The sequence below is a fragment of the Massilia phyllosphaerae genome (assembly GCF_034659755.1).
In the GTDB taxonomy this organism is placed as follows: Bacteria; Pseudomonadota; Gammaproteobacteria; order Burkholderiales; family Burkholderiaceae_D; genus Telluria; species Telluria phyllosphaerae.
On sequence record NZ_JAXSQX010000002.1, the window covers coordinates 839,796 to 859,311 of the forward strand.

Here is a 19,516-nt window from a genome sequence, read left to right on the forward strand (position 1 = left end):
GGAGTGAGGTTTTGATGAAGAAGCAGATGTCCTTCCGTCCCGCCGTGGCCCTGCTGCCGTCCGTGCTCGCCGCTGCGCTGCTGGCCGGCTGCACGACCGCCGGCAAGGATTACGCGGGCCCACCGGCGGCAAGCCAGCCGGCGTCATTCGCGCGTGCAGGCGACTCGGCAGCCGACGGCCAGGTGCTGGCACGCTGGTGGCCGGCACTGAACGACGCCACCCTCGACGGCCTGGTGGACGCCGCCCTGAAGGCCAACCCGAATCTCGGCGTGGCGCGCGCGCGCCTGCGCCAGGCGCGCGCCGCGCTCGGGAGCGAACGCGCCAACGGCCGCCCGAACGGCACGGCGACGGCGATGGCCGCCCACGTGCGCCTGCCGCCGCTCGGCGACGCGCTCGGCGCCGGTGCCGAAAGCGGCGCCGGCGCGGAAGCCGATGGGGGCAGCGGCTTAGCGATCCCGTCCTCGCTCAATCTATATAGTGTCGGTTTCGACGCCACCTGGGAAATCGACCTGTTCGGCGGCCGCCGCCGCGCCGTGGAAGCCGCCGGCGCCGCAGCGGACGCCGCCGAAGCCCAGCTGGCCGACGCCCAGCTGAGCCTCACCGCGGAGGTGGCCTCGGCCTACGTCAACCTGCGCAGCGTGCAGCAGCGCATCGCGCTCAGCGACGCCGCCATCGCGCGCCAGCAGCGCATGCTGGAGCTGACCGCGCGCCGGGTGCAGGCCGGCACGGCGTCGCAGCTCGACCTGACGCGCCTGCAGGGTCAACTCGAATCGACCCGCGCCGACGCCGAGCCGCTGCTGTCGCAGCTGGACGCCTACCGCGACGAACTTGCCACGCTGGTGGGGCTGGCGCCGGGCGCACTCGACGACCAACTGGCGGCGGGCGCGCCGGTCCCGCTGCCGCCCGCCTCCGTCGCCACCGGCGACCCGGCCGCGATGCTGAAGCGCCGTCCCGACATCCGCGCCGCCGAACGCACGCTGGCCGCGCGCAACGCGCAAGTCGGCCAGGCCGACGCCGCCCGCTTCCCGCGCCTGACCCTGCTCGGCCTAATCGGCATCGGCGGTACCCATCCGTCCGACCTGACCCACCTGGACGATTTTTCCGCCATCGCCGCGCCCCAGCTGAGCTGGAATTTCCTCGACTTCGGCCGCAATGCGGCGCGCATCGAGCAGGCCGAAGGTGTGCGCGACGAGGCCGAGGCGCAGTACCGGGTAGCCGTGCTGGGCGCGCTGCGCGATGCCGAGGGGGCGTTATCGCGCTTCAAGCAGCGCCGGGCGACGGTGGCCACGATTGCGCGCGCCAAAGCGGCGGCGGAGCATGCGACCGAGCTGATGGCGGCGCGCCAGAAGGCAGGGACGGCGAGCCTGATCGATTTGCTGGATACCGAGCGGCAGCAGATTGCGGCCGAGCAGAACCTGGCGCAGGCGCAGGCGGCGTTGACTGGGGAGTTCGTGGCCTTGCACAAGGCCTTGGGATTGGGTTGGCAGGCGGAGACCACGCACACGCCGACACCCGCCGGCGCCCCCTGAATCGTCGCTCCTGCGCAGGCAGGGGCCCAAGTTGCACGCGTTTCGACGGCGCGTAAAACTTGGGCCCCCGCCTGCGCGGGGGCGACGTTCATGCGTTGCGTGGCATAATAAACGTACGCCGATGGCTCAGCGTCCTGCCCGCAACCTGGCCCGATCCAGCGGCAAATCCCGCAACCGCAACCCGCAAGCATCCGCAATCGCATTCGCAATCGCCGCCCCGGTCGGCCCCTGCGACGCCTCGCCGGTCCCCAGGAAAGGCTGCCCCGGCCGGTCGATGATCTCCACCTCCAGCCGCTCCGGCACCTGGTTGAAGCGCAGGATCGGATACTGCGCCCAGTCGCGCGTCAGGATCTGGCGTTCGTCGAAGCGTATCCGTTCCAGCAGGGTCCAGCTGGTCGACTGGACGATCCCGCCCTCGATCTGGTTGCGCACGCCGTCCGGGTTCACGACTTCGCCGCAATCGACGGCCGCCACCGCGCGCGTGATGCGCACCATGCCGGTCTCGCGCGCGACTTCGACTTCGAGGGCGATGGCGCAGAAGGCGGCCAGGTTCTTGTAGCGGGCGAAGGCGAAGCCGCGTCCGCGCCGTGGCGTCTTTTTATAGCTGTCCCAGCCGAACTTCCTGGCCGCGGCGCGCACCACGTCGATTGCGCGCGGATCGGCCAGGTTGCGCAGCCGGAACGCCACCGGGTCGACGTTGGCCGCGTGCGCCAGCTCGTCCATGAAGCTCTCGATCGAGAACACGTTGCAGTAGGCGCCGAGCGAGCGCAGGGCCGAGCTGCGCAGCGGGATGGTATCCTGGAACTGGTGCACCACGCGCGCGTTCGGCAGCACGTAATACGGAATCGCGTTGCGGTCGCCGCTGCCTTCCGGCTGCGGGCTGGGCGTCGGCGTGTCCGGCTTGAACGGCTTGTCCAGGTGGGTCGCCGCAAGCAGGTTGCCGGCCTTGCCGGGACGGGTGTTGTGCGGCGGGCTCCAGACGTCGTACTGCCAGTCGACGATCTTCCCACTGCCGTCGAGCGTGGCCCGCGCCGACGTCAGCATCGCCGGACCGAAGGGTTCCCAGCCGTTTTCGTCCTCGCGCATCCATTGCACCCGCACCGGACGGCCGGGGAAGGCGCGTGCCAGCAGGGCGGCATCCGCGGCGACGTCGTCGGCGGCGTTGTGGCCGTAGCAGCCCGAGCCCTCGGTATGGATGCAGCGGATCGTGGCCTTGTACGTGCCGAGCAGTTCGGACAAGGCATCGCGCAGCGGATACACGCCCTGGCTGTGGGTCCAGACCGTGTACTGGCCGTTCACCAGCTCGGCCACCGCGCACGATGGGCCGATCGACGCATGCAGCTGGAAAGGCTTCGAATACATGGCCGCCAGCGTGCGTCCGGCGCTGCCGGGGACGCCGCGCTCGAGGATCGGATATGGCTTGGCGGGCCAGGCGCGCACCATCGGCGCCGGCCTGGTGTCCGCCGGCAGCGTGGCCGGCGTGTCCCAGCGCGCTGCGCGTGCCAGTGCCGCCGCGGCCTTGACGGCGCGGTACTCACCATCGGCGATCACGGCCAGGAAGCGGCCGTCGCGCACCACTTTCAATACGCCCGGCAGGCGCGCGACGGCCGCGGTGTCGACATCGAGCAGGCGCGCACCCGGCGTCGGCGGCCGCACCACGCGCCCGTGCACCATGTTCGGCAGGCGCAGGTCCTGCACGTAGGCCGGCCCGCCCGTTACCTTGGCCGGGATGTCGATGCGCTGCAGCGGCTTGCCGGACACCGTGTGGCCTTCCGGCCCCCGCACCGGAATGGCCGGGTTGCAGCGCAGGTGCAGCTGCTGGCCGGCGAGCAGCTCGCCGTAGCTGGCGCGCCGTCCGTCCGGCGCCTGGAATACCCCGTCGCGCACCGTCACCGCCGGGGCGCCGATACCGAAACGCTTGGCCGCCAGTTCACCCAGTATCTGGCGCACCTGGGCCGCCGCATGGCGCAGCGCGGTGCCGCTGTCCTGCATCGAGTGGCTGCCTGCCGTATAGCCCTCGTTCGGGGTGCGCGCGGTGTCGGCGGTGACCAGCGTGATGCGGCCGGGCGCCACCAACAGCTCTTCGGCCGCCACCTGCAGCAGCGCCGTCTTGATGCCCTGCCCCAGTTCGGCCTTGCCGGTGAAGACCGTGATGCGGTTGTCGGCGTCGATGCGGATCCAGGCGTCCAGCCACGGTTCCTTCTCCAGGCTGCCGGGCAGCTTGCCCTTGTTCATCGGGGTCTCGTCCTGCGCCCAGGCCGGCCCGATCGTGAACACCACCGTCAGCGACCCGGCGGCGGCCAGCAGTTGGCGGCGGCGCGGGCTTTCCAGGCCGGCCGTCATGCCTTGCCTCCCTGCGCCGGCAGCGCATCGGCGGCGCGCCGCACCGCGCGCAGGATGCGCATGTGGGTGCCGCAGCGGCACAGGTTCGGCATCATGTGCTGGCGGATCTGGGCGTCGGTCGGTTTCGGGTTCTTTGCCAGCAGGCTTTCGGCGCGCATCATCATGCCGGCGATGCAGTAGCCGCACTGCGCCGCCTGCTCGGCGATGAAGGCCTGCTGCAGCACGCCGGGCGTCTTGGCCGTTCCCAGGCCTTCGACGGTGCCGACCGCGCGCTTGCCGACCACCGACACCGGCACCAGGCAGGACATCACCGATTCGCCGCCGAGGGTCACGGTGCAGGCGCCGCACTGGCCCAGGCCGCAGCCGAACTTGGCGCCGTTCAGCTGCAGGTCGTTGCGCAGCACATATAATAGCGGCGTGTCCGGATCGGTGTCGACGGCGTGGTCGCGGCCGTTCACGCGCAGGTGGTATGTCGTCATGGCTGCTTCGCTTTCTTGACCTGGTCTTCGATGTGCTCCCACTGCGGCTGGCCGGCGCCGTAGCGGCGCAGGTAGGCCGCCAGCGCGCCGGTTTGCTCGTCGGTGAGGATGGTGGCGAAGCCGGGCATCCAGCGCGCCGGCTCGCCGTCCGGCGGCGCGATGCCCTCAACCACGATGTGGATCAGGCTGCGCGGATCGGGGTCGTACAGCGCCACCGCCTTCTGCAGCTGCAGCGCCGCGCCCGAGGTGGCGTCGCGCCCCACGTCATGGCAGCGCGCGCAGCTATTCGCGTAAACGCTGTAGCCCAGCTGCATACGCTGAAGGTCCGGGTCGTTGGCCGTGGGTGCCGGCAAGCTGCCCGGCATGGCGGCCCGGGTCCGGCGCGGTGGCGCCTTGGCCAGGTAGCTGTGGATGTAGGTGGCGATGGCGTCGATATCCTTCGGGTCGGCCAGGCGCAGGTTCTCGACCGAGGCCTGCATCGGCCCGCCGGCGACCGCGTGGTCGGGCGCGATCCCGGTGCGCAGGTATTCGGCCAGGTGGTCGCGCGTCCAGGGAATCGGCGACGGATTATGTTCGTTCAGCGCCGGCACGTACCAGCCTTCGGCTTCGCCGCCGTCGAGGTGGCGGCTGAAGTCGGTGCCGCCCAGCTTGGTCCGCGGCGTGTGGCAGGCGGTGCAGTGGGCCAGCGCGACGGACAGGTAGGCGCCGCGGTTCCATTCGGCGCTCTGGCCGGCGACCGGCTGCCATGGCTCGCGCTTCAGGTACAGGATGTTCCAGAACGCGACCAGTGGGCGGAAGCCGAACGGGAAGGTCATGGCGTTCTGGTGGGCCGGTGCCTCCAGCGCCGGACGCGTCATGAAGTAGGCGTACATGGCGCGGATGTCGTCCTGGGCCAGCTTCGTGTAGTGGTCGTAGGGGAAGGCCGGATACAGCAGGTGGCCGTCGCGCGATACGCCCTCGCGCAGCGCGCGCGTAAAGGCCGCTTCGCTCCACTGGCCGATGCCGGTACGGGCGTCGGGCGTGATGTTGGTGCTGTGGACGGTGCCGAAAGGCGTGGCCAGCGCGAAGCCGCCGGCATAGGGACGGGAGGGGTCGATCGTGTGGCAGGCGGCGCAGGTGCCGACCATCGCCAGGCGCTGGCCGCGCTCGATGGTGGCCGCGTCGAAGACCGGCGCCGCGGTCTGCGCCTCGATCGCGGGCCGCCACATGATGGCGAAGGCGGCGACCGCGAGCAATACCAGCACGGCCAGCACGATCAGGCGGGTCCGTCGTTTCGGTGTGCGCGGGCGCGGTGCGGGGTCCATGCGTTGTCTCCGATGTAATGCATCCGATTATGAACGCCTTTGACAAAGCGATTCGTACCGCATCCGCTATTGTGCGCGCGTCAATACCATCGGCATGTGGCGAACATTGCTACTAAGACATATACTCGCTTTTTCGCCCGTCTTTCCGCCTTTTCTGCGTCCAAGGAACCCATGATCCGCCGCCCTCTTCCCGTTCTGACCCTGATGCTGTCGCTCGCCTTCGGCGCGCCGTTTGCCGCTGCATCCGCCGCCGATTCCGCAGCCGCAGCCGACCCGGCTCCGGCCCCGCAACGCGACCTGCGCGAGACCTACACCAAGTACGAGTACCGCATCCCGATGCGCGACGGCACCCGCCTGTTCACCGTCGTCTACGTGCCGAAGAACAGCGCCAGGTCCTACCCGTTCCTGATCAACCGCACGCCGTACAGCGTGGGCGTGTTCGCGGACGGCGAGCGCCACTACGGCGTCGACTGGTTCCCGAAGCAGATCGGCCCGTCGAAAGAGTTCGAGGACGCCGGCTACATCTTCGTCAAGCAGGATGTGCGCGGCCGCTACATGTCCGAGGGCAAATGGGTCGAGATGACTCCGCACGGCAAGGACGTCAAGCGCGCCGCCGGCGCGGGCACCGAAAGCCAGGACATGTACGACACCATGGAATGGCTGCTCAAGCACGTCCCCAACAACAACGGCAAGGCCGGCATCTACGGCATCAGCTACCCGGGCTTCTATACTTCAAGCAGCATTATCGATTCGCATCCGGCGATCAAGGCCGCCTCGCCGCAGGCGCCGGTGACCGACCTGTACATGGGCGACGACTCCTACCATGGCGGCGCGTTCATGCTGGCGGCGAACTTCGGTTTCTACGCCTCGTTCACCGAGCAGCAGAACCCGACGCCGCTGCCCAAGACCCGCAGCGCCTTCGACTACGGCACCGCCGACGGCTACGACTTCTTCCTGCAGCACCTGACGATGCAGAACATCCTGGGCACGCTGACCGACAACCAACGCGCCCTGCTGGCGCCGACCATCGACCACGATACCTATGACGACTTCTGGAAGATCCGCTCCATCGCCCCACACCTGAAGAACATCAAGGCGGCGGTGCTGACCGTCGGCGGCTGGTTCGACGCCGAAGACCCGCAAGGGCCGTTCACGACCTACCACGCGATCAAGAAGAACAACCCGGGCATCTTCAACGGCCTGGTGATCGGCCCGTGGGTGCACGGCGGCTGGGCAGGCCTGGATGGCAAGCGCCTGGGCCGGGTCTCGTTCGACCGCAAGACCGGCGAGGACTTCCGCGCCAACATCCAGTTTCCGTTCTTCGAACAGCAGCTGAAGGGCATCAAGCCTGCGCGGCCGATCGCCGAGGTAACGGCTTTCGAGACCGGTTCCAACGTCTGGCGCCAGTACAGCGCCTGGCCGCCCGTGCCGGCCAAGCCGCGCACGCTGTATTTCGGCGCCAACGGCAAGTTGAGCTGGCAGCAGCCGGCCGCCGCGGCATCGGCAAATGCGCCGTACGATGAATACGTGGCCGATCCGAAGAAGCCGGTGCCTTTCGTCGGCTACGCGGTCACCGACGTGCCGCAGGAGTACATGGTGTCCGACCAGCGCTTCGCGTCTTCGCGCTCGGACGTGCTGGTGTACCAGAGCGAGGTGCTGGACCAGGACGTGACGATCGCCGGCCCGGTCACGCCCAAGCTGTTCGTGTCGACCACCGGCACCGACGCCGACTGGGTGGTCAAGCTGATCGACGTCTACCCGTCCGAGTATCCGGGTGGCGAGGCGGCGGAACGCGGCCATGACATCGGCACGCCGTCCTCGCCGATGGCCGGCTACCAGATGCTGGTGCGCGGCAACCCGCTACGCGGCAAGTTCCGCAACAGCTTCGAGAAGCCGGAACCCTTCGTGCCGGGCAAGGTGGAAGCCATCAGCTACCACCTGGGCGACGTCAACCACACCTTCCGCCGCGGCCACCGCATCATGGTGCAGGTGCAGAGTTCGTGGTTCCCGCTGGTCGACCTGAATCCGCAGACTTTCGTCTCCATCCCGAAAGCGAAACCGGAAGACTTCAAGAAGGCGACCCAGCGCGTCTACCATGCGCCGGAGACGCCGTCGGGGCTGCAGGTGCTGGTGATGCCGGCCCCGTGATGGCCATCCTGTAAGCGCCGTGCTACGCTTGCCTCTTACTTCATCGTAGAGAGGCAAGCTTGAACCATCCCGTCGTCGCCCGCCTTGCCGCGGCAGTCTCGCTGTCGCTGCTGTCCCTCGCCGCCCTCGCTCAAACAGCAGCCCCGCTCAAGACCGAAGTCGCCACCCGCGTCAGCGCCATGTACCCGTGGCTGGACGCCACCTACAAGGACCTGCACGCCCATCCGGAAATCGCGTTCCAGGAAACCCGTACCGCGGCCAAGCTGGCCGCCGAGATGCGCAAGCTCGGGTTCACGGTGACCGAACAGGTGGGGCAAACCGGCGTGGTGGCGGTGCTGAAGAACGGCGCCGGCCCGACCGTGCTGGTACGCACGGAACTGGACGGCCTGCCGATGGAAGAAAAGACCGGCCTGCCCTACGCCAGCCGCGCCCGTACGAAGGCAGACGACAATTTTGTCACCCACAGCTGCGGCCACGACGTCCACATGGCGAGCTGGCTCGGCACGGCGCGTACGCTGACGGAGCTGAAACCGCAGTGGCACGGCACCCTGGTCTTCATCGCCCAGCCGGCCGAGGAAGTCGTCCGCGGCGCCAAGGCGATGCTGGCCGACGGCCTGTTCACGCGCTTCCCGAAGCCGGACTACGCCTTCGCCCTGCATTCCTGGCCGCTGGCCTACGGCACGGTCGGCTTCAACAGCGGACCGGTATCGTCGAATTCGGACGCCCTCGAGATCCAGTTCAAGGGCCGCGGCGGCCACGGCTCGGCGCCCGACAAGGCGCTCGATCCGATCGCGATCGCGGCGCGCTTCGTGGTCGACGTCCAGACCGTGGTCAGCCGCGAAAAGGATCCGAAGGAGTTCGGCGTGGTGACCATCGGCGCCATCCAGGGCGGCACGGTCGGCAACATCATTCCGGACAACGTGCAGGTCCGCGGCACGATCCGCTCGTACAGCCCCGAGGTGCGCGCCAAGCTGCTGGACGGCATCCGGCGCGTCGCCAACGCCTCCGCCGCGATGGCCGGCGCACCGGCGCCCGACGTCCAGATCATTCCGGGTGGCGCCGCCATCGTCAACAACGACGAGCTGGTGCGCCGGACCGAAGCCGTGTTCAAGGATGCCTTCGGCGCCGACAAGGCGCAGCGCATGCCGGCCATGACCGCCAGCGAGGACTTTTCGGCCTACGCCGACCAGGGCATTCCGTCGATGTTCTTCTTTACCGGCGTGTACGCGCCGGAAGCGGTGGCGGAAGCGGCGCGCCCCGGCGGCAAGCCGGTCGCGTTCAACCATTCGCCCTTCTATGCGCCGGTGCCGGAGCCGTCGATCAAGACCGCCGCCCAGGCCATGACGCTGGCAGTATTGAACGTGATGGGCAGCGCGGCGCGCTGACCGGTTGGCCGCTCAGCGCGCGGCCCCGTTGGCCCAGCCCGCGTTTTCCAGCGCGGCTGCCGCAGCCTGCTCCGCGGGTAGCGCGGCGTCCCAGCGCGCCGCATTCAGGCGCGCGCCGGTGGTCGCCGCGGACGCGTCCGAGGCCAGCCACAGCAGCGGCTCGACCATTACTTCCGGGCGCAGCAGCTGGCTGCGCACGGCATCGGGTACGCCATCCGGGATCATGCCGGTATCGGTGGCGCCGCCGGGCAGCAGCCCGTTGACGGTGACCCCGGTGCCGGCCAGGTCCTGGGCCCAGATCACGGTCTCGGATTCGAGCGCGGCCTTGGACGGACCGTAGGGCGAAAAGCCGGCACGGCGCATGGTCTCGTGGTTCATGGTGATATTGATGACCCGGCCCCAGCCCTGGCGCAACAGGTGCGGCACCGCCGCCCTGGCCATCAGGAACGGGCCGTTGACGTTGGTGTCGACGATGGTGCGCCAGGTGTCGGCGTCGACTTCCCAGAACCGCGTCGGTTCGGTCAGGAAGGTCGGGCTGACGAATTTCATCCCGCGGCCGGCGTTGTTGACCAGGATGTGCAGGCCGCCGAAGGCGGCAATCGCTTCGTCCACCAGGCGCCGGCAATCGGCTTCCTGGGTCACGTCGGCCTGCAATGCCAGCACGCGGCGCGCGCCCAGCTCGGCGTTGATGGCGTCGGCAACGGCGCGCACCTCGTCGCTCTGGCGCGCGGCCGAGACGACGACGCTGGCGCCGGCGCGGGCCAGGCCCAGGGTCATCGCGTGTCCAAGTCCGCGCCCGCCGCCGGTGACGATGGCGACCTTGCCTTCCAATGTTGCCGTTTTCATGCGTGCTGCCCTCCATGGTGTGTCGCGCCTGGCGAACCGGGGCACCATCATACCTCCATGGGACGTGGCGCGTTGTGCACGGCCGACTTACCCTGGAAGCCGTCGAACCGCACGTTCCTCAACTACTCACATGACGCAACGCCTGCTGAACGAACGGCGCATAAAACGCGATCAGGCGGCGGCTGCGCGGCAGGTGGAACAGCAATTCCATCTCGAGGCAGCGGGCGCCGTCGATGTGGCTGACAAACGACTTGCCGAGCACATTCATGTAGAGGATGTCGGCATCCTTGAGCTTTTTCGTTTGCGTGCGTCTGATCAGGATGAGCTTGGGCGGGTAGCGGTAGGTCGTGCTGCCGTCGGTCTTGTCGATCATCAGCGCCCAGGCCAGCGGCCCGTCGCCTTGCTGGACGAAAACCAGTCGCTTGCCCGTGCTCAGGTGCGCGGCGTAAGGGAAATCCGGGGCCATTGCCGCCATCAGGCGAAGATTTTCGTCGGGCTTGATGAATGCCTTGAACTCGTTGGCATTCCCGGCCACACTCCAGCGTTCCTGGTGCACCGTTCTCCAGTACTGCTTGTCGTCCACGAGCGCCTTGCTCATATCGCGAATCGGCGCGGCAGGTGCCTGGTCCCAACCGATTAATGACGGCGTCAGCACGCCTTGCGCCGATGCCTCCACGTACCAGTCGTTCATCATGGCCTCGAGTTCATACATCCAATGTTTATGTTCCGTCTCGATACGCTGCCTCAACACGGCATTCGCAGTATGGTCGAGCGGATCGGGCGTGAACGCACCGCTGGTGTCGAGTGAGCCGACATGGAGGAAATTGCGGTATTCCTTTAGGGTTTCCGGATGCTCGGACCAGTGCGCGAGTAAGGTGGAACGGTAGTTGGAACCGGTCTGGCCGAAACCGCGCCATGCCATCTGGTCCAGATCACGCCAGATCTCGCAGCGCAGTTGCTCCACGGCGTACAACTTGCCCACCTCGTTGATAAGTGGCGCCGGCAACACCTCTTTGAACAAAATCTCCTTGGCATAGAAGACGCGCCATCCGTCGTCAATTTCGCGTTCCATCAACGCCAACTGGAAATCGAACAACTTGTCGGCGTCGTTCGACAGCACTTCGCGCAGGCTGTGCGCGAACGATTCAGATTTCTCGTTTGCCATGCATCCTTTCTTTTCTGAATACCGCCAGGAACACGGAATACATTAATACAAACTCATCAGACAACCAAACGGAACAGCGACCCGTCGGCTTCCCAGCACTGATGTTCAAAGCGGTGGACTCGAGCTGCAGTCAGCTGCCTGCACACTCCAGTGCTTGCTGGACGAACGGCGCATAAAACGCGATCAGGCTGCGGCTGCGCGGCAGGTGGAACAGCAATTCCGTTTCGATGCAGCGCGCGCCATTGTTGTAACTGACAAACCATTTGCCGACTACACTCATGTAGAGGATGTCGGCATCCTTGAGCTTTTTCGTTTGCGTGCGGCTGATTAATATGAGCTTGGGCGGTCGGCGGTAGGTCGTGCTGCCGTCGGTCTTGTCGATCATCAGCGCCCAGGCCAGCGGCCCGTCACCTTGCTGGACGAAAACCAGTCGCTTGCCCGTACTCAAGTCTGCGGCATAAGGGAAGTCCGGGGCCATTGCCGCCATCAAGCGAACATTTTCGTCCGGCTTGGTGAATGCCTTGAACTCGTTGGCATTCAGGGCCACGCGCCAGCGCCCCTGGTGCACCGCTCTCCAGTATTGCGTGTCGTCCACGAGCGCTATGCTCATATCGCGAAGCGGCGTGGCGGGCTCCAGTTCCCGAACAACCAATGGCGGCGTCAGCACCCCGTGCGCCGCTACCTCCACGTACCAGTCATTCAGTTTGGCCTCAAGTTCATGCATCCAATGTTTATGTTCCGTCTCGATACGCTGTCGCAACACGGCATTGGCGGTATGGTCGAGGGGATCCGGCGTGAACGCGCCGCTGGTGTCGAGTGCGCCGACATGCAGGAAATTGCGGTATTCCTTTAGGATTTCCGGATGCTCGGACCAGTGCGTGAGTAAGGTGGAACGATAGTTGGAACCGATCTGGCCGAAACCGCGCCATGCCATCTGGTCTAGATCACGCCAGATCTCGCAGCGCAGTTGCTCCACGGCGTACAACTTGCCTACCTCGTTGATGAGTGGCGCCGGCAACACCTCTTTGAACAAAATCTCCTTGGCATAGAAGACCCGCCATCCCTCGGCAATTTCGCGTTCCATCAACGCCAACTGGAACTCGAACAACTTGTCGGCGTCATTCGACAGTACTTCGCGCAGGCTGTGCGCGAACGATTTGCAAGTCATATTTACCATAAATCCTTTCACGGTCGATGCGACCATGCACTCGAAACCAGCTGTGGAACCAGTCGGTCAGCACATCCAGCAACGCCTGCTCCTTTTCCTTACCCTTGGTTCCCGCGGCTGTAACCATGCCCATACAGAGCGCGAAAGCGGTGTGCTCGAGATAGACAACCAAACGCATGTTCCTCAACTACCTACCCGACTCAACGCCTGCTGGACGAACGGCGCATAAAACGCGATCAGGCGGCGGCTGCGCGGCAAATGGAACAGCAATTCCGTCTCGAGGCAGCGCGCGCCGTAGCTGTAGCTGACAAACCATTTGCCGATTACATTCATGTAGAGGATGTCGTCATCCTTGAGCTTTTTCGTTTGTTCGCGGCTGATCAGGATGAGCTTGGGCGGGTAGCGGTAGGTCATGCTACCGTCGGTCTTTTCGATCATCAGCGCCCAGGCCAGCAGCCCGTCGCCCTGCTGGACGAAAACCAGCCGCTTGCCTGTGCTCAGGTGCGCGGCGTAAGGGAAGTCCGGGGCCAGTGCCGCCATCAGGCGAAGATTTTCGTCCGGCTCCGTGAATGCCTTGAATTCGTTGGCATTCATGACTACAAGGGAGCGTTCCTGATACACGGCTTTCCAGTACCCTCTGTCGTCCGCGAGCGCCACGGTCATGTCGCGAACCGGCGTATCGAACTCCGGTTCCCATATGAGTAGTGGCGGTGTCAGCGTCGCATGCGCGGACGACGCCAAGTACCAAGCCAGCATATTGACGCGGCTTTCATACCACCAGTGTTTATGGTCCCTCTCGATACGCTGCCGCAACACGTCGTTGGCGGTGCGATCGAGCGGATTCGGCGTTGGCGCCGGGCCCGTATCGAGTTCGCCCACATTGAGGAAATTGCGGGCCCCCGCCAGGGTCTCCGGATGTTCGCGCCATTCTGTAAGCAAGGGGGAATCGTAACTGAAGACCTGTGGGCCCAAATTTTCCCAGATCTCCACTCGCAAGCGCTCTATTGCGTACTGCCTCCCCAATTCATTGATTAGTGGTGGCGGCAATTTCTCCTTGAACAAAATTTCCTGAGTATGAAATGCCCGCCATCCTTCGCCAACCTCAAGCTCCATCAAAGCCAACTGGAAATCGAACAGCTTGCCGGCGTCATGGGATAGCACTTCGCGCAGGATGTGCGCGAACGATTCGAATTTCTTTGTTCTCACAAGCCCTTTCTTGATGCCGCCGTGCGCTCACAACCAGCTCTTGAACCAGTCGATCGCGCCATCCAGCAACCCTGTTCCTTTTCCATACTCTTGCTTTCCGCTACCGCGGCCACGTTCGTCGCGAGCGCAAAGACCACGGCGATGATTGATGTGGGCAACGAAGCCCAAGCCACTGCAAAGCGGTGTGCCCGAGATAGACAACCAGACGCACGTGCCTCAACTACCTACACGACTCAACGCCTGCTGGACGAACGGCGCATAAAACGCGATCAGGCGGCGGCTGCGCGGCAGGTGGAACAGCAATTCCGTTTCGAGGCAGCGCGCGCCGTCGATGTGACTGACAAACGATTTGCCGATCACATTCATGTAGAGGATGTCGTCATCTTTGAGCTTTTTTGTCTGTGCGCGGTTGATCAGGATGAGCTTGGGCGGGTAGCGATAGGTCGTGCTGCCGTCGGTCTTGTCGATCATTAGCGCCCAGGCCAGCGGTCCGTCGCCCTGCTGGACGAAAACCAGCCGCTTGGCCGAGCTCAGGTGCGCGGCGTAAGGAAAGTCTGGGGCCAGTGCCGCCATCAGTCGAAGATTTTCGTCCGGCTTGGTGAACGCCTTGAATTCGTTGGCATTCATGGCTACGCGCCAGCGCTCCTGGTGCACGGCTCTCCAGTACTGCGTGTCGTCCGCGAGCGCCTCGCTCATATCGCGAAGCGGCGTGGCAGGCGCCAGTTCGCGAACGATTAATGGGGGCGTCAGCACGCCTTGCGCCGCCGCCTCCACGTACGAGTCCGTCGCGTTGGCCTCGAGTTCATACAACCAATGTTTATGTTCTGTCTCGATGCGATGCCTCAACACGCTGTTGGCGGTGCGGTCGAGCGGATCCGGCGTTGAAGCCATGCTCGTATCGAGTGCCCCCACGTCGAGAAAATTACGGTATTCCGCCAGGGCCTCCGGCTGCTCGGTCCATTGCGTAAGTAGAACGGAATGGTAGTTGGAATTCGCCTGACCAAATCCGCGCCAGGCGCTCTGGGAGACATCCCGCCAGATCTCGCAACGCAGGTTTTCGACCGCATATTGCCGGCCCAGTTCGTTGATCAGTGGCGCTGGCAACAGGTCCTTGAACAAAATTTCCTGGGAATAAAATGCCCACCATCCCTCGCCAATCTCACGCTGCATCAACGCCAACTGGAAATCGAACAGCTTGCCGGCGTCATGGGATAGCACTTCGCGCAAGATGTGCGCGAACGCTTCAAATTTCTTGGTTGTCATAAGTCCTTTGTTAATGCCGCTGCGCTCTCAGAACCAGCTCTTGAACCAGTCAATCGCGCCACCCAGCAATCCCTGCTCCTTTTCCTTGCCTTTGGTTTCCGCGGCCGCAGCCACGCTCGGACCGAACGCGAAGACGGCGGCGAGCGCCGCCATCAAGCCTATCTCACCCGATACCGCGGCGGTGATCGCGCCGCCGATCGAGGCAATGATCGCGGCGACCGTCGCTGGGAAGATAGCGACAGCGAGGGCCAAGGCGATGGCAATGCCGATCAATACCACCATGCCGATCTCCTGCGCCGTTGACCATCCTTCCTTCTTGCCCTGAACACGCACCGCCTGCATCTGTCTGGCCAGCTCGTCGGCGTCCTTCTTGGACAGTGACGGGGCCGGAACAGTTTGCGGTTCCGGTTTCGTCTCGAGCTTCTTCTTGGTATAAAAAATCAGGCCTGACTTATCCTTCGCATCGGCGACATACTTTACTTCATAAGTGGCGTTGCCCATGAATACTTCATCGGGTTTGAGTCTCTTGCGCAGCGAGCTGCTGGAACCGGCGCTCCAGCATCCGCTCTTGGCCTTACTTATGTATTCGTCAACCTCGTTTAGGCCATCCTCGTATTTTTTTCCTGACTCCCAAGATATGGGCTTCAATTCCCAGAGCGTTCCGGTATAGTTCGCCGCGTTGCTCTTCGGATCGACGTAATAGGCATCGGGGCGCAGGTCTTTCCAGGTACCGCTGCGTCCATCATTGGCCCCCCAGCCCGAACCGAAGAGTCTGACCTGATTCGCGAACTTCGAATGCACGAAAGTACCGAACAGCCAGGGCCGCACGATGTCGCCCCAGCCATCATCCGGCTCCACCTTGAGCCCCAGCGGATCGGTCTTGTTGAGCGGATCGTTGCCGGTATACGCATACATGTTCAGCCCGGCTGCCAGCCCCAGCGGGTCGGCCTGCAGATAGCGCCCCTGCGCCGGATCGTAGTAGCGATGGACGTTGTAGTACAGCCCGGTTTCCTTGTCGGCGTACTGCCCGGCCAGGCGCAGCGGCACGCTGCCCGCGGCGCCCGACTCGGCAAGCAGCACGCCGAACGCATCGAGCTGGCCGCGCCACAGGAGGCGGCCATCGGCATCGGTCACGGTGTCCACCGCGTCGCGCTGGTCGGTGTGCAGGTACTCGATGACCGGCCGAGGCCGCATTCCCGGCAGCCAGCTGCGCGTGCCGCCGTCGTGGCGCAGGCGCGCGACAGGCCGGCGCCCCAGGTACACGTATTCGGCCACGATGCGCCCAGACGCATCCGCTTCCGCAAGCAATTGACCGTCGTCGTACAGGAAATAGCGCGTCTCGCCGCCCGCCTGCTTGGCGATGCGGTGGCCGCCGGCGTCGTAGCGATAGGCCGCGCGCTCGACGCCGCGCTCGTCGGTCACGCGCTGCAATTCACCGGCGGCGTTGTAGGCAAGGCGCAGCTTGCCGGACGCCAGCACGTTGCCGATGCCGTCGACGCGCGCCGCCGACGCGCCGCCACGGTTGCCCAGGCTGTCGTACTCGACGGCGAATGCATCGTGCCCACCGCGCTGCTCGCGCACCAGTCTGCCGTGCGTGTCGTAGGTCACGTTCACCGGCGCGGCAATGGGCGCCGGTAGCGGCGCCGCGGCGTGGGCGGTGCCGATCCAGCCGTCGAATACCGACGCCCAGCCGCCCGCCGCCTGCGGCGTGGCCGCCGACGGCACCGCCACGCGCTGGAAGCGGGTGCCGCGGCCGGCCAGATCATGGTTGGCGCTGATCAGGTCCGTGCCGGTAAGGTGGCTGGCCAGCGTGCCGTTGGCGTTGTAGCGCGTCTCGCTGCGCCGGCCGTTGGCATAGGCGAACGCGGTGGGGCGCAGGCCGCCCAGCGTCATCGTATGGCGGATGTCGCTCAGCAGCGGCTTGCCGTCGAGTTCGATGCTGGTGACCTTGCCGGCGGCATCGTAGTGGTAGGCGAGTTGGGCGCCAGACGGCAGCGTCTTGCGGACGGCCTGGCGTTCGCGGTCGATGTCGCTGGCGGCCGCCAGCGTGGCCGCCGGCTTGCCGTGCGCATCGAAGATGGTGAGCTGCTTGCCGCTGATGCGGCCCCAGGCGTCGCTGCGCCACGCGATGCGGCTGTCGGCGGCGCCGCGCTCGTAGCGGGTCTCTTCGGCCAGGACGATGCCGGCGTAGCGCAACGCCAGGCGCTGCTGCACCTGCCCCGCCGCGTCGAGGTACCGGACTTCCAGCGCCCGGCCCTGCGCGTCGCGCCGCACCGTGGTGGTGGTGCCGGCGCCATCGCGCAGCGCCACCACGTTGCCGGCATTGTCGTAGCGCGCCAGCCGCAAGCCTTGTTCGGGAGAACGGGTGGCGGCGACGCGCCCGAAGTCGTCGAACCAGCGGCGCACCCGGCTGCCGTCCGGCCGCGTGACTTCCTCGACCAGGCCTTCGGCCGCAGTGTCGGTTGCGCCCAGCTGGTGGATTGCCGCCCACGGCTGGCCGGCATCCGGCCAGCGCTCCTCGATACGGCCCGAGCGCCAGTCGAGGGTCGCGCCGGCGCCGCCGTCCGATGCGCCTTTTCCATCGTAGCGCCAGGCGACCCCGCTGCCCGCCGCCGGGCCATGAAGTATCTCGGCCGTCAACCCGCGCTCGCTATCGAAGGTGCGGGTGACGCTGCTGCCGTCCGGCGCGATACGCTGCGCCAGGTTGCCGGCGCCGTCGTAACGGTAGCGCGTGATGCCGCCGCCGGGCGCATGCTCGGTCTGCAACCGTTCCTGCCCGTCATAGCGGTATTCCAGTGCATTCACCTGGCGCGTGCCGGGATCGGCCCGCCCCTTGTCGTCCAGCAGCCATGCGCTTTCGATGCGCTTGAGCACTTGCCCCGACGGCGAGAGGCGTTCTTCGACCGACAGCATGCGCACCCCGTCGGCGCTGACCGTCACCAGCGGCCGCAGCGCCGCGTCGCGTTCGCGCACTTCGGTCACCAGGTTGCCGGGTGCGACGGTCCGGGTCACGTACGAGCCGCCCTGGTCGTACTCGAACCGGGTGATATCGGAATCGGCCGGCGTCGCGGTCTTCCCGTTCGGCAGCGGACCGTCGATTTCGGCCAGCAGGCTGCGTCCCTGGACGACGCGATAGCGGTACAGGGTGGTGCGTTCGATCGCGCCGGGCGCCTCGCCGCCTGCGCCGGGCGACCAACCGCGCTCAGTGACGCTGAGCGGCTGGCCGGCCGCGTTGTAGGTGATCGTGCGCAGCACTTCACGTCCCGCCACGACGCTCGGCCAGGCGATCAGCGTGGGCTGCGTGGTGCGCCGGTCGGCATATTCGTAGCGCGCAACCAGGCGCGGCGCGGGTGCGCTGCCGGCGCCGTAGACCACGCGCGTCACGCGCACCGGGCGGCCGAGGTAGTCGACCTCGGTCTTGACGGTCTGCTGCGGCACGCCCTGCGCATCCAGGCCGGTGGTTTCCACCAGCTGGCCGGCGCGGTTGTAGCCGTAGCGCCGGTCTCCCGGCCCGCACCATGCGCAGCCCGGGCCGCGCACTTCGGCCAGCCGGTAGTCGTCGTCCTGCAACGCATAGCGGTAGCTGGTCGCCTGGCCCAGGCTGTTGGTCACGACCGTCAGGCCGGGCCGCGCGAAATCGAGCGTCACCCTGTCGCTGCCGTTCGCGTGCGTCGACAGCACCCCCTTGCCGGCGGCGTTGTATGCATAGGTGGCGAACCGTTCCGCGCCAACGCTGATGCCGGTCAGGTAAGTCGGGAACCGGGCATCTTCATAATGGTAATCGCGCACTTGGCCGCCGGCCGGGTGGCGTACGCGGACCAGGTTCGCAAGCAGGGCCCGCGCATCGGCGCTGCTTCCCTTCGGCGCACCGCTGCCGTACTCGTAGGCAAAGCGCCCGACCGGACTGTCGATGCCCTGCACGCCGCGGAAGCGGTCGGCGCGCCGCGCCGTTTCCCGATCGAGGTAGGCCAGGCGCAGGCTGCGCCCCTGCGGATCGGTGACCTTGACCAGCAGGCCGCGGGCGTCGTACAACAGGCTCACGACTTCGCCGGTGGCCGCCCGTATCTGGACCAGCTTGCCGCGCTGGTCGAACGTGAGCTCCCGGCCATCCACCCAGCGCCACACGTATTCTTCCCTGCCCCTGCGGCGTTCGACGCGGATCGCGCCGTTCGCGGGGTTGGCGCCGGTCGCCATCGAGGGGCGCAGCACGTCGCGGCTGAAGTTGCTGACGGCGCCGTCGGCCTGCACCACCTGCATGCCGCCGCTGGCGACCAGCAACTGGGTTTCATACGAGAGCTTCCAGCCGCGCCCGACGATGCCCACCGGCGCTTGGACGCCGCTGTGGACACTGTTGTAGTGGCGGACGATCTCCAGACCCAGCACGCCCGGCAGTGCCGGCATGTCTTCTTCGCGCAGGTACTTGTTGCCGCTCATGACATTGATCGGGTTGCCTGCGCCGACGTTGAGGGACCTCGCCGGCGGCAAGCTCGCGGGCTCCTCCGTGCCGATCGAACAGGTACCGCCCCCGGCCGGGCACGCCAGGGTGTTGGCCACGGGAAGGACCCATGCCGCCAGCGCCAGCAGGCTGGCCGTCAGCGCGGCGCGCAGCCGCAGTCTCGATATCGTCTTCATGTCGTCGGATCTCAGGGTGTCTGGCGATGGTACCGGCCGGTCTTTTCT

Annotated in this window: 12 protein-coding genes; 3 read left to right on the forward strand and 9 right to left on the reverse strand. The window is 66.2% G+C overall.

The window, feature by feature from the left end; all coding sequences use genetic code 11:
- Positions 1-14: 14 nt before the first annotated feature.
- Entirely contained in the window at positions 15-1,529 is a 1,515-nt protein-coding gene (locus U1H99_RS11880) for an efflux transporter outer membrane subunit (RefSeq protein WP_323141937.1), read from the forward strand.
- A gap of 126 nt (positions 1,530-1,655) precedes the next feature.
- Here U1H99_RS11880 and U1H99_RS11885 read toward each other — a convergent pair whose 3' ends face one another.
- Genes U1H99_RS11885 through U1H99_RS11895 form a run of 3 tightly spaced genes read right to left on the reverse strand, consistent with a single transcriptional unit; the run spans position 1,656 to position 5,655 of the window.
- Positions 1,656-3,872 (reverse strand): xanthine dehydrogenase family protein molybdopterin-binding subunit, encoded by a 2,217-nt coding sequence (locus U1H99_RS11885; protein WP_323141938.1) that lies wholly within the window; start codon positions 3,870-3,872, stop codon positions 1,656-1,658.
- A complete protein-coding gene (locus U1H99_RS11890) occupies positions 3,869-4,351 on the reverse strand; it encodes a (2Fe-2S)-binding protein (RefSeq protein ID WP_323141939.1) in 483 nt (160 codons plus the stop codon). Before U1H99_RS11890 ends, U1H99_RS11885 begins: the two co-directional genes overlap by 4 nt.
- Positions 4,348-5,655, reverse strand: coding sequence for a c-type cytochrome (locus U1H99_RS11895; RefSeq protein ID WP_323141940.1), 1,308 nt, complete (start codon positions 5,653-5,655; stop codon positions 4,348-4,350). The genes U1H99_RS11890 and U1H99_RS11895 overlap by 4 nt, the downstream gene beginning before the upstream one ends.
- A 171-nt stretch (positions 5,656-5,826) precedes the next feature.
- Between U1H99_RS11895 and U1H99_RS11900 the strand changes: the two genes are divergently transcribed.
- Positions 5,827-7,803, forward strand: a complete 1,977-nt coding sequence (locus U1H99_RS11900; RefSeq protein ID WP_323141941.1) for a CocE/NonD family hydrolase — start codon at positions 5,827-5,829, stop codon at positions 7,801-7,803.
- A 59-nt stretch (positions 7,804-7,862) separates the two neighbouring features.
- A complete protein-coding gene (locus U1H99_RS11905) occupies positions 7,863-9,188 on the forward strand; it encodes an amidohydrolase (RefSeq protein ID WP_323141942.1) in 1,326 nt (441 codons plus the stop codon).
- A 12-nt stretch (positions 9,189-9,200) separates the two neighbouring features.
- Here U1H99_RS11905 and U1H99_RS11910 read toward each other — a convergent pair whose 3' ends face one another.
- From U1H99_RS11910 to U1H99_RS11935, 6 genes are all read right to left on the reverse strand, one after another.
- The gene (locus U1H99_RS11910) at positions 9,201-10,034 is read right to left on the reverse strand and encodes an SDR family NAD(P)-dependent oxidoreductase (RefSeq protein ID WP_323141943.1); all 834 of its coding nucleotides are present in this window, start codon (positions 10,032-10,034) and stop codon (positions 9,201-9,203) included.
- Between the two features lie 118 nt (positions 10,035-10,152).
- Positions 10,153-11,199: a hypothetical protein gene (locus U1H99_RS11915; RefSeq protein ID WP_323141944.1), complete on the reverse strand. Its 1,047-nt coding sequence runs from the start codon at positions 11,197-11,199 to the stop codon at positions 10,153-10,155.
- 130 nt (positions 11,200-11,329) lie between these two features.
- On the reverse strand, positions 11,330-12,403 hold the full coding sequence (locus U1H99_RS11920) for a hypothetical protein (RefSeq protein WP_323141945.1): 1,074 nt from the start codon (positions 12,401-12,403) through the stop codon (positions 11,330-11,332).
- Between the two features lie 147 nt (positions 12,404-12,550).
- Entirely contained in the window at positions 12,551-13,573 is a 1,023-nt protein-coding gene (locus U1H99_RS11925) for a hypothetical protein (protein WP_323141946.1), read from the reverse strand.
- 216 nt (positions 13,574-13,789) lie between these two features.
- On the reverse strand, positions 13,790-14,836 hold the full coding sequence (locus tag U1H99_RS11930; RefSeq protein WP_323141947.1) for a hypothetical protein: 1,047 nt from the start codon (positions 14,834-14,836) through the stop codon (positions 13,790-13,792).
- 27 nt (positions 14,837-14,863) lie between these two features.
- Positions 14,864-19,468 (reverse strand): RHS repeat-associated core domain-containing protein, encoded by a 4,605-nt coding sequence (locus U1H99_RS11935; RefSeq protein ID WP_323141948.1) that lies wholly within the window; start codon positions 19,466-19,468, stop codon positions 14,864-14,866.
- Positions 19,469-19,516 lie beyond the last annotated feature (48 nt).

Excerpts from the sequence above, each read along its gene's own strand:
- U1H99_RS11920 (WP_323141945.1), bottom strand. The coding sequence starts at position 12,403 with ATGGTCGCATCGACCGTGAAAGGATTTATGGTAAATATGACTTGCAAA.
- U1H99_RS11895 (WP_323141940.1), bottom strand. The coding sequence starts at position 5,655 with ATGGACCCCGCACCGCGCCCGCGCACACCGAAACGACGGACCCGCCTG.
- U1H99_RS11915 (WP_323141944.1), bottom strand. The coding sequence starts at position 11,199 with ATGGCAAACGAGAAATCTGAATCGTTCGCGCACAGCCTGCGCGAAGTG.
- U1H99_RS11935 (WP_323141948.1), bottom strand. The coding sequence starts at position 19,468 with ATGAAGACGATATCGAGACTGCGGCTGCGCGCCGCGCTGACGGCCAGC.
- U1H99_RS11890 (WP_323141939.1), bottom strand. The coding sequence starts at position 4,351 with ATGACGACATACCACCTGCGCGTGAACGGCCGCGACCACGCCGTCGAC.
- U1H99_RS11885 (WP_323141938.1), bottom strand. The coding sequence starts at position 3,872 with ATGACGGCCGGCCTGGAAAGCCCGCGCCGCCGCCAACTGCTGGCCGCC.
- U1H99_RS11880 (WP_323141937.1), top strand. The coding sequence starts at position 15 with ATGAAGAAGCAGATGTCCTTCCGTCCCGCCGTGGCCCTGCTGCCGTCC.
- U1H99_RS11910 (WP_323141943.1), bottom strand. The coding sequence starts at position 10,034 with ATGAAAACGGCAACATTGGAAGGCAAGGTCGCCATCGTCACCGGCGGC.
- U1H99_RS11900 (WP_323141941.1), top strand. The coding sequence starts at position 5,827 with ATGATCCGCCGCCCTCTTCCCGTTCTGACCCTGATGCTGTCGCTCGCC.
- U1H99_RS11930 (WP_323141947.1), bottom strand. The coding sequence starts at position 14,836 with ATGACAACCAAGAAATTTGAAGCGTTCGCGCACATCTTGCGCGAAGTG.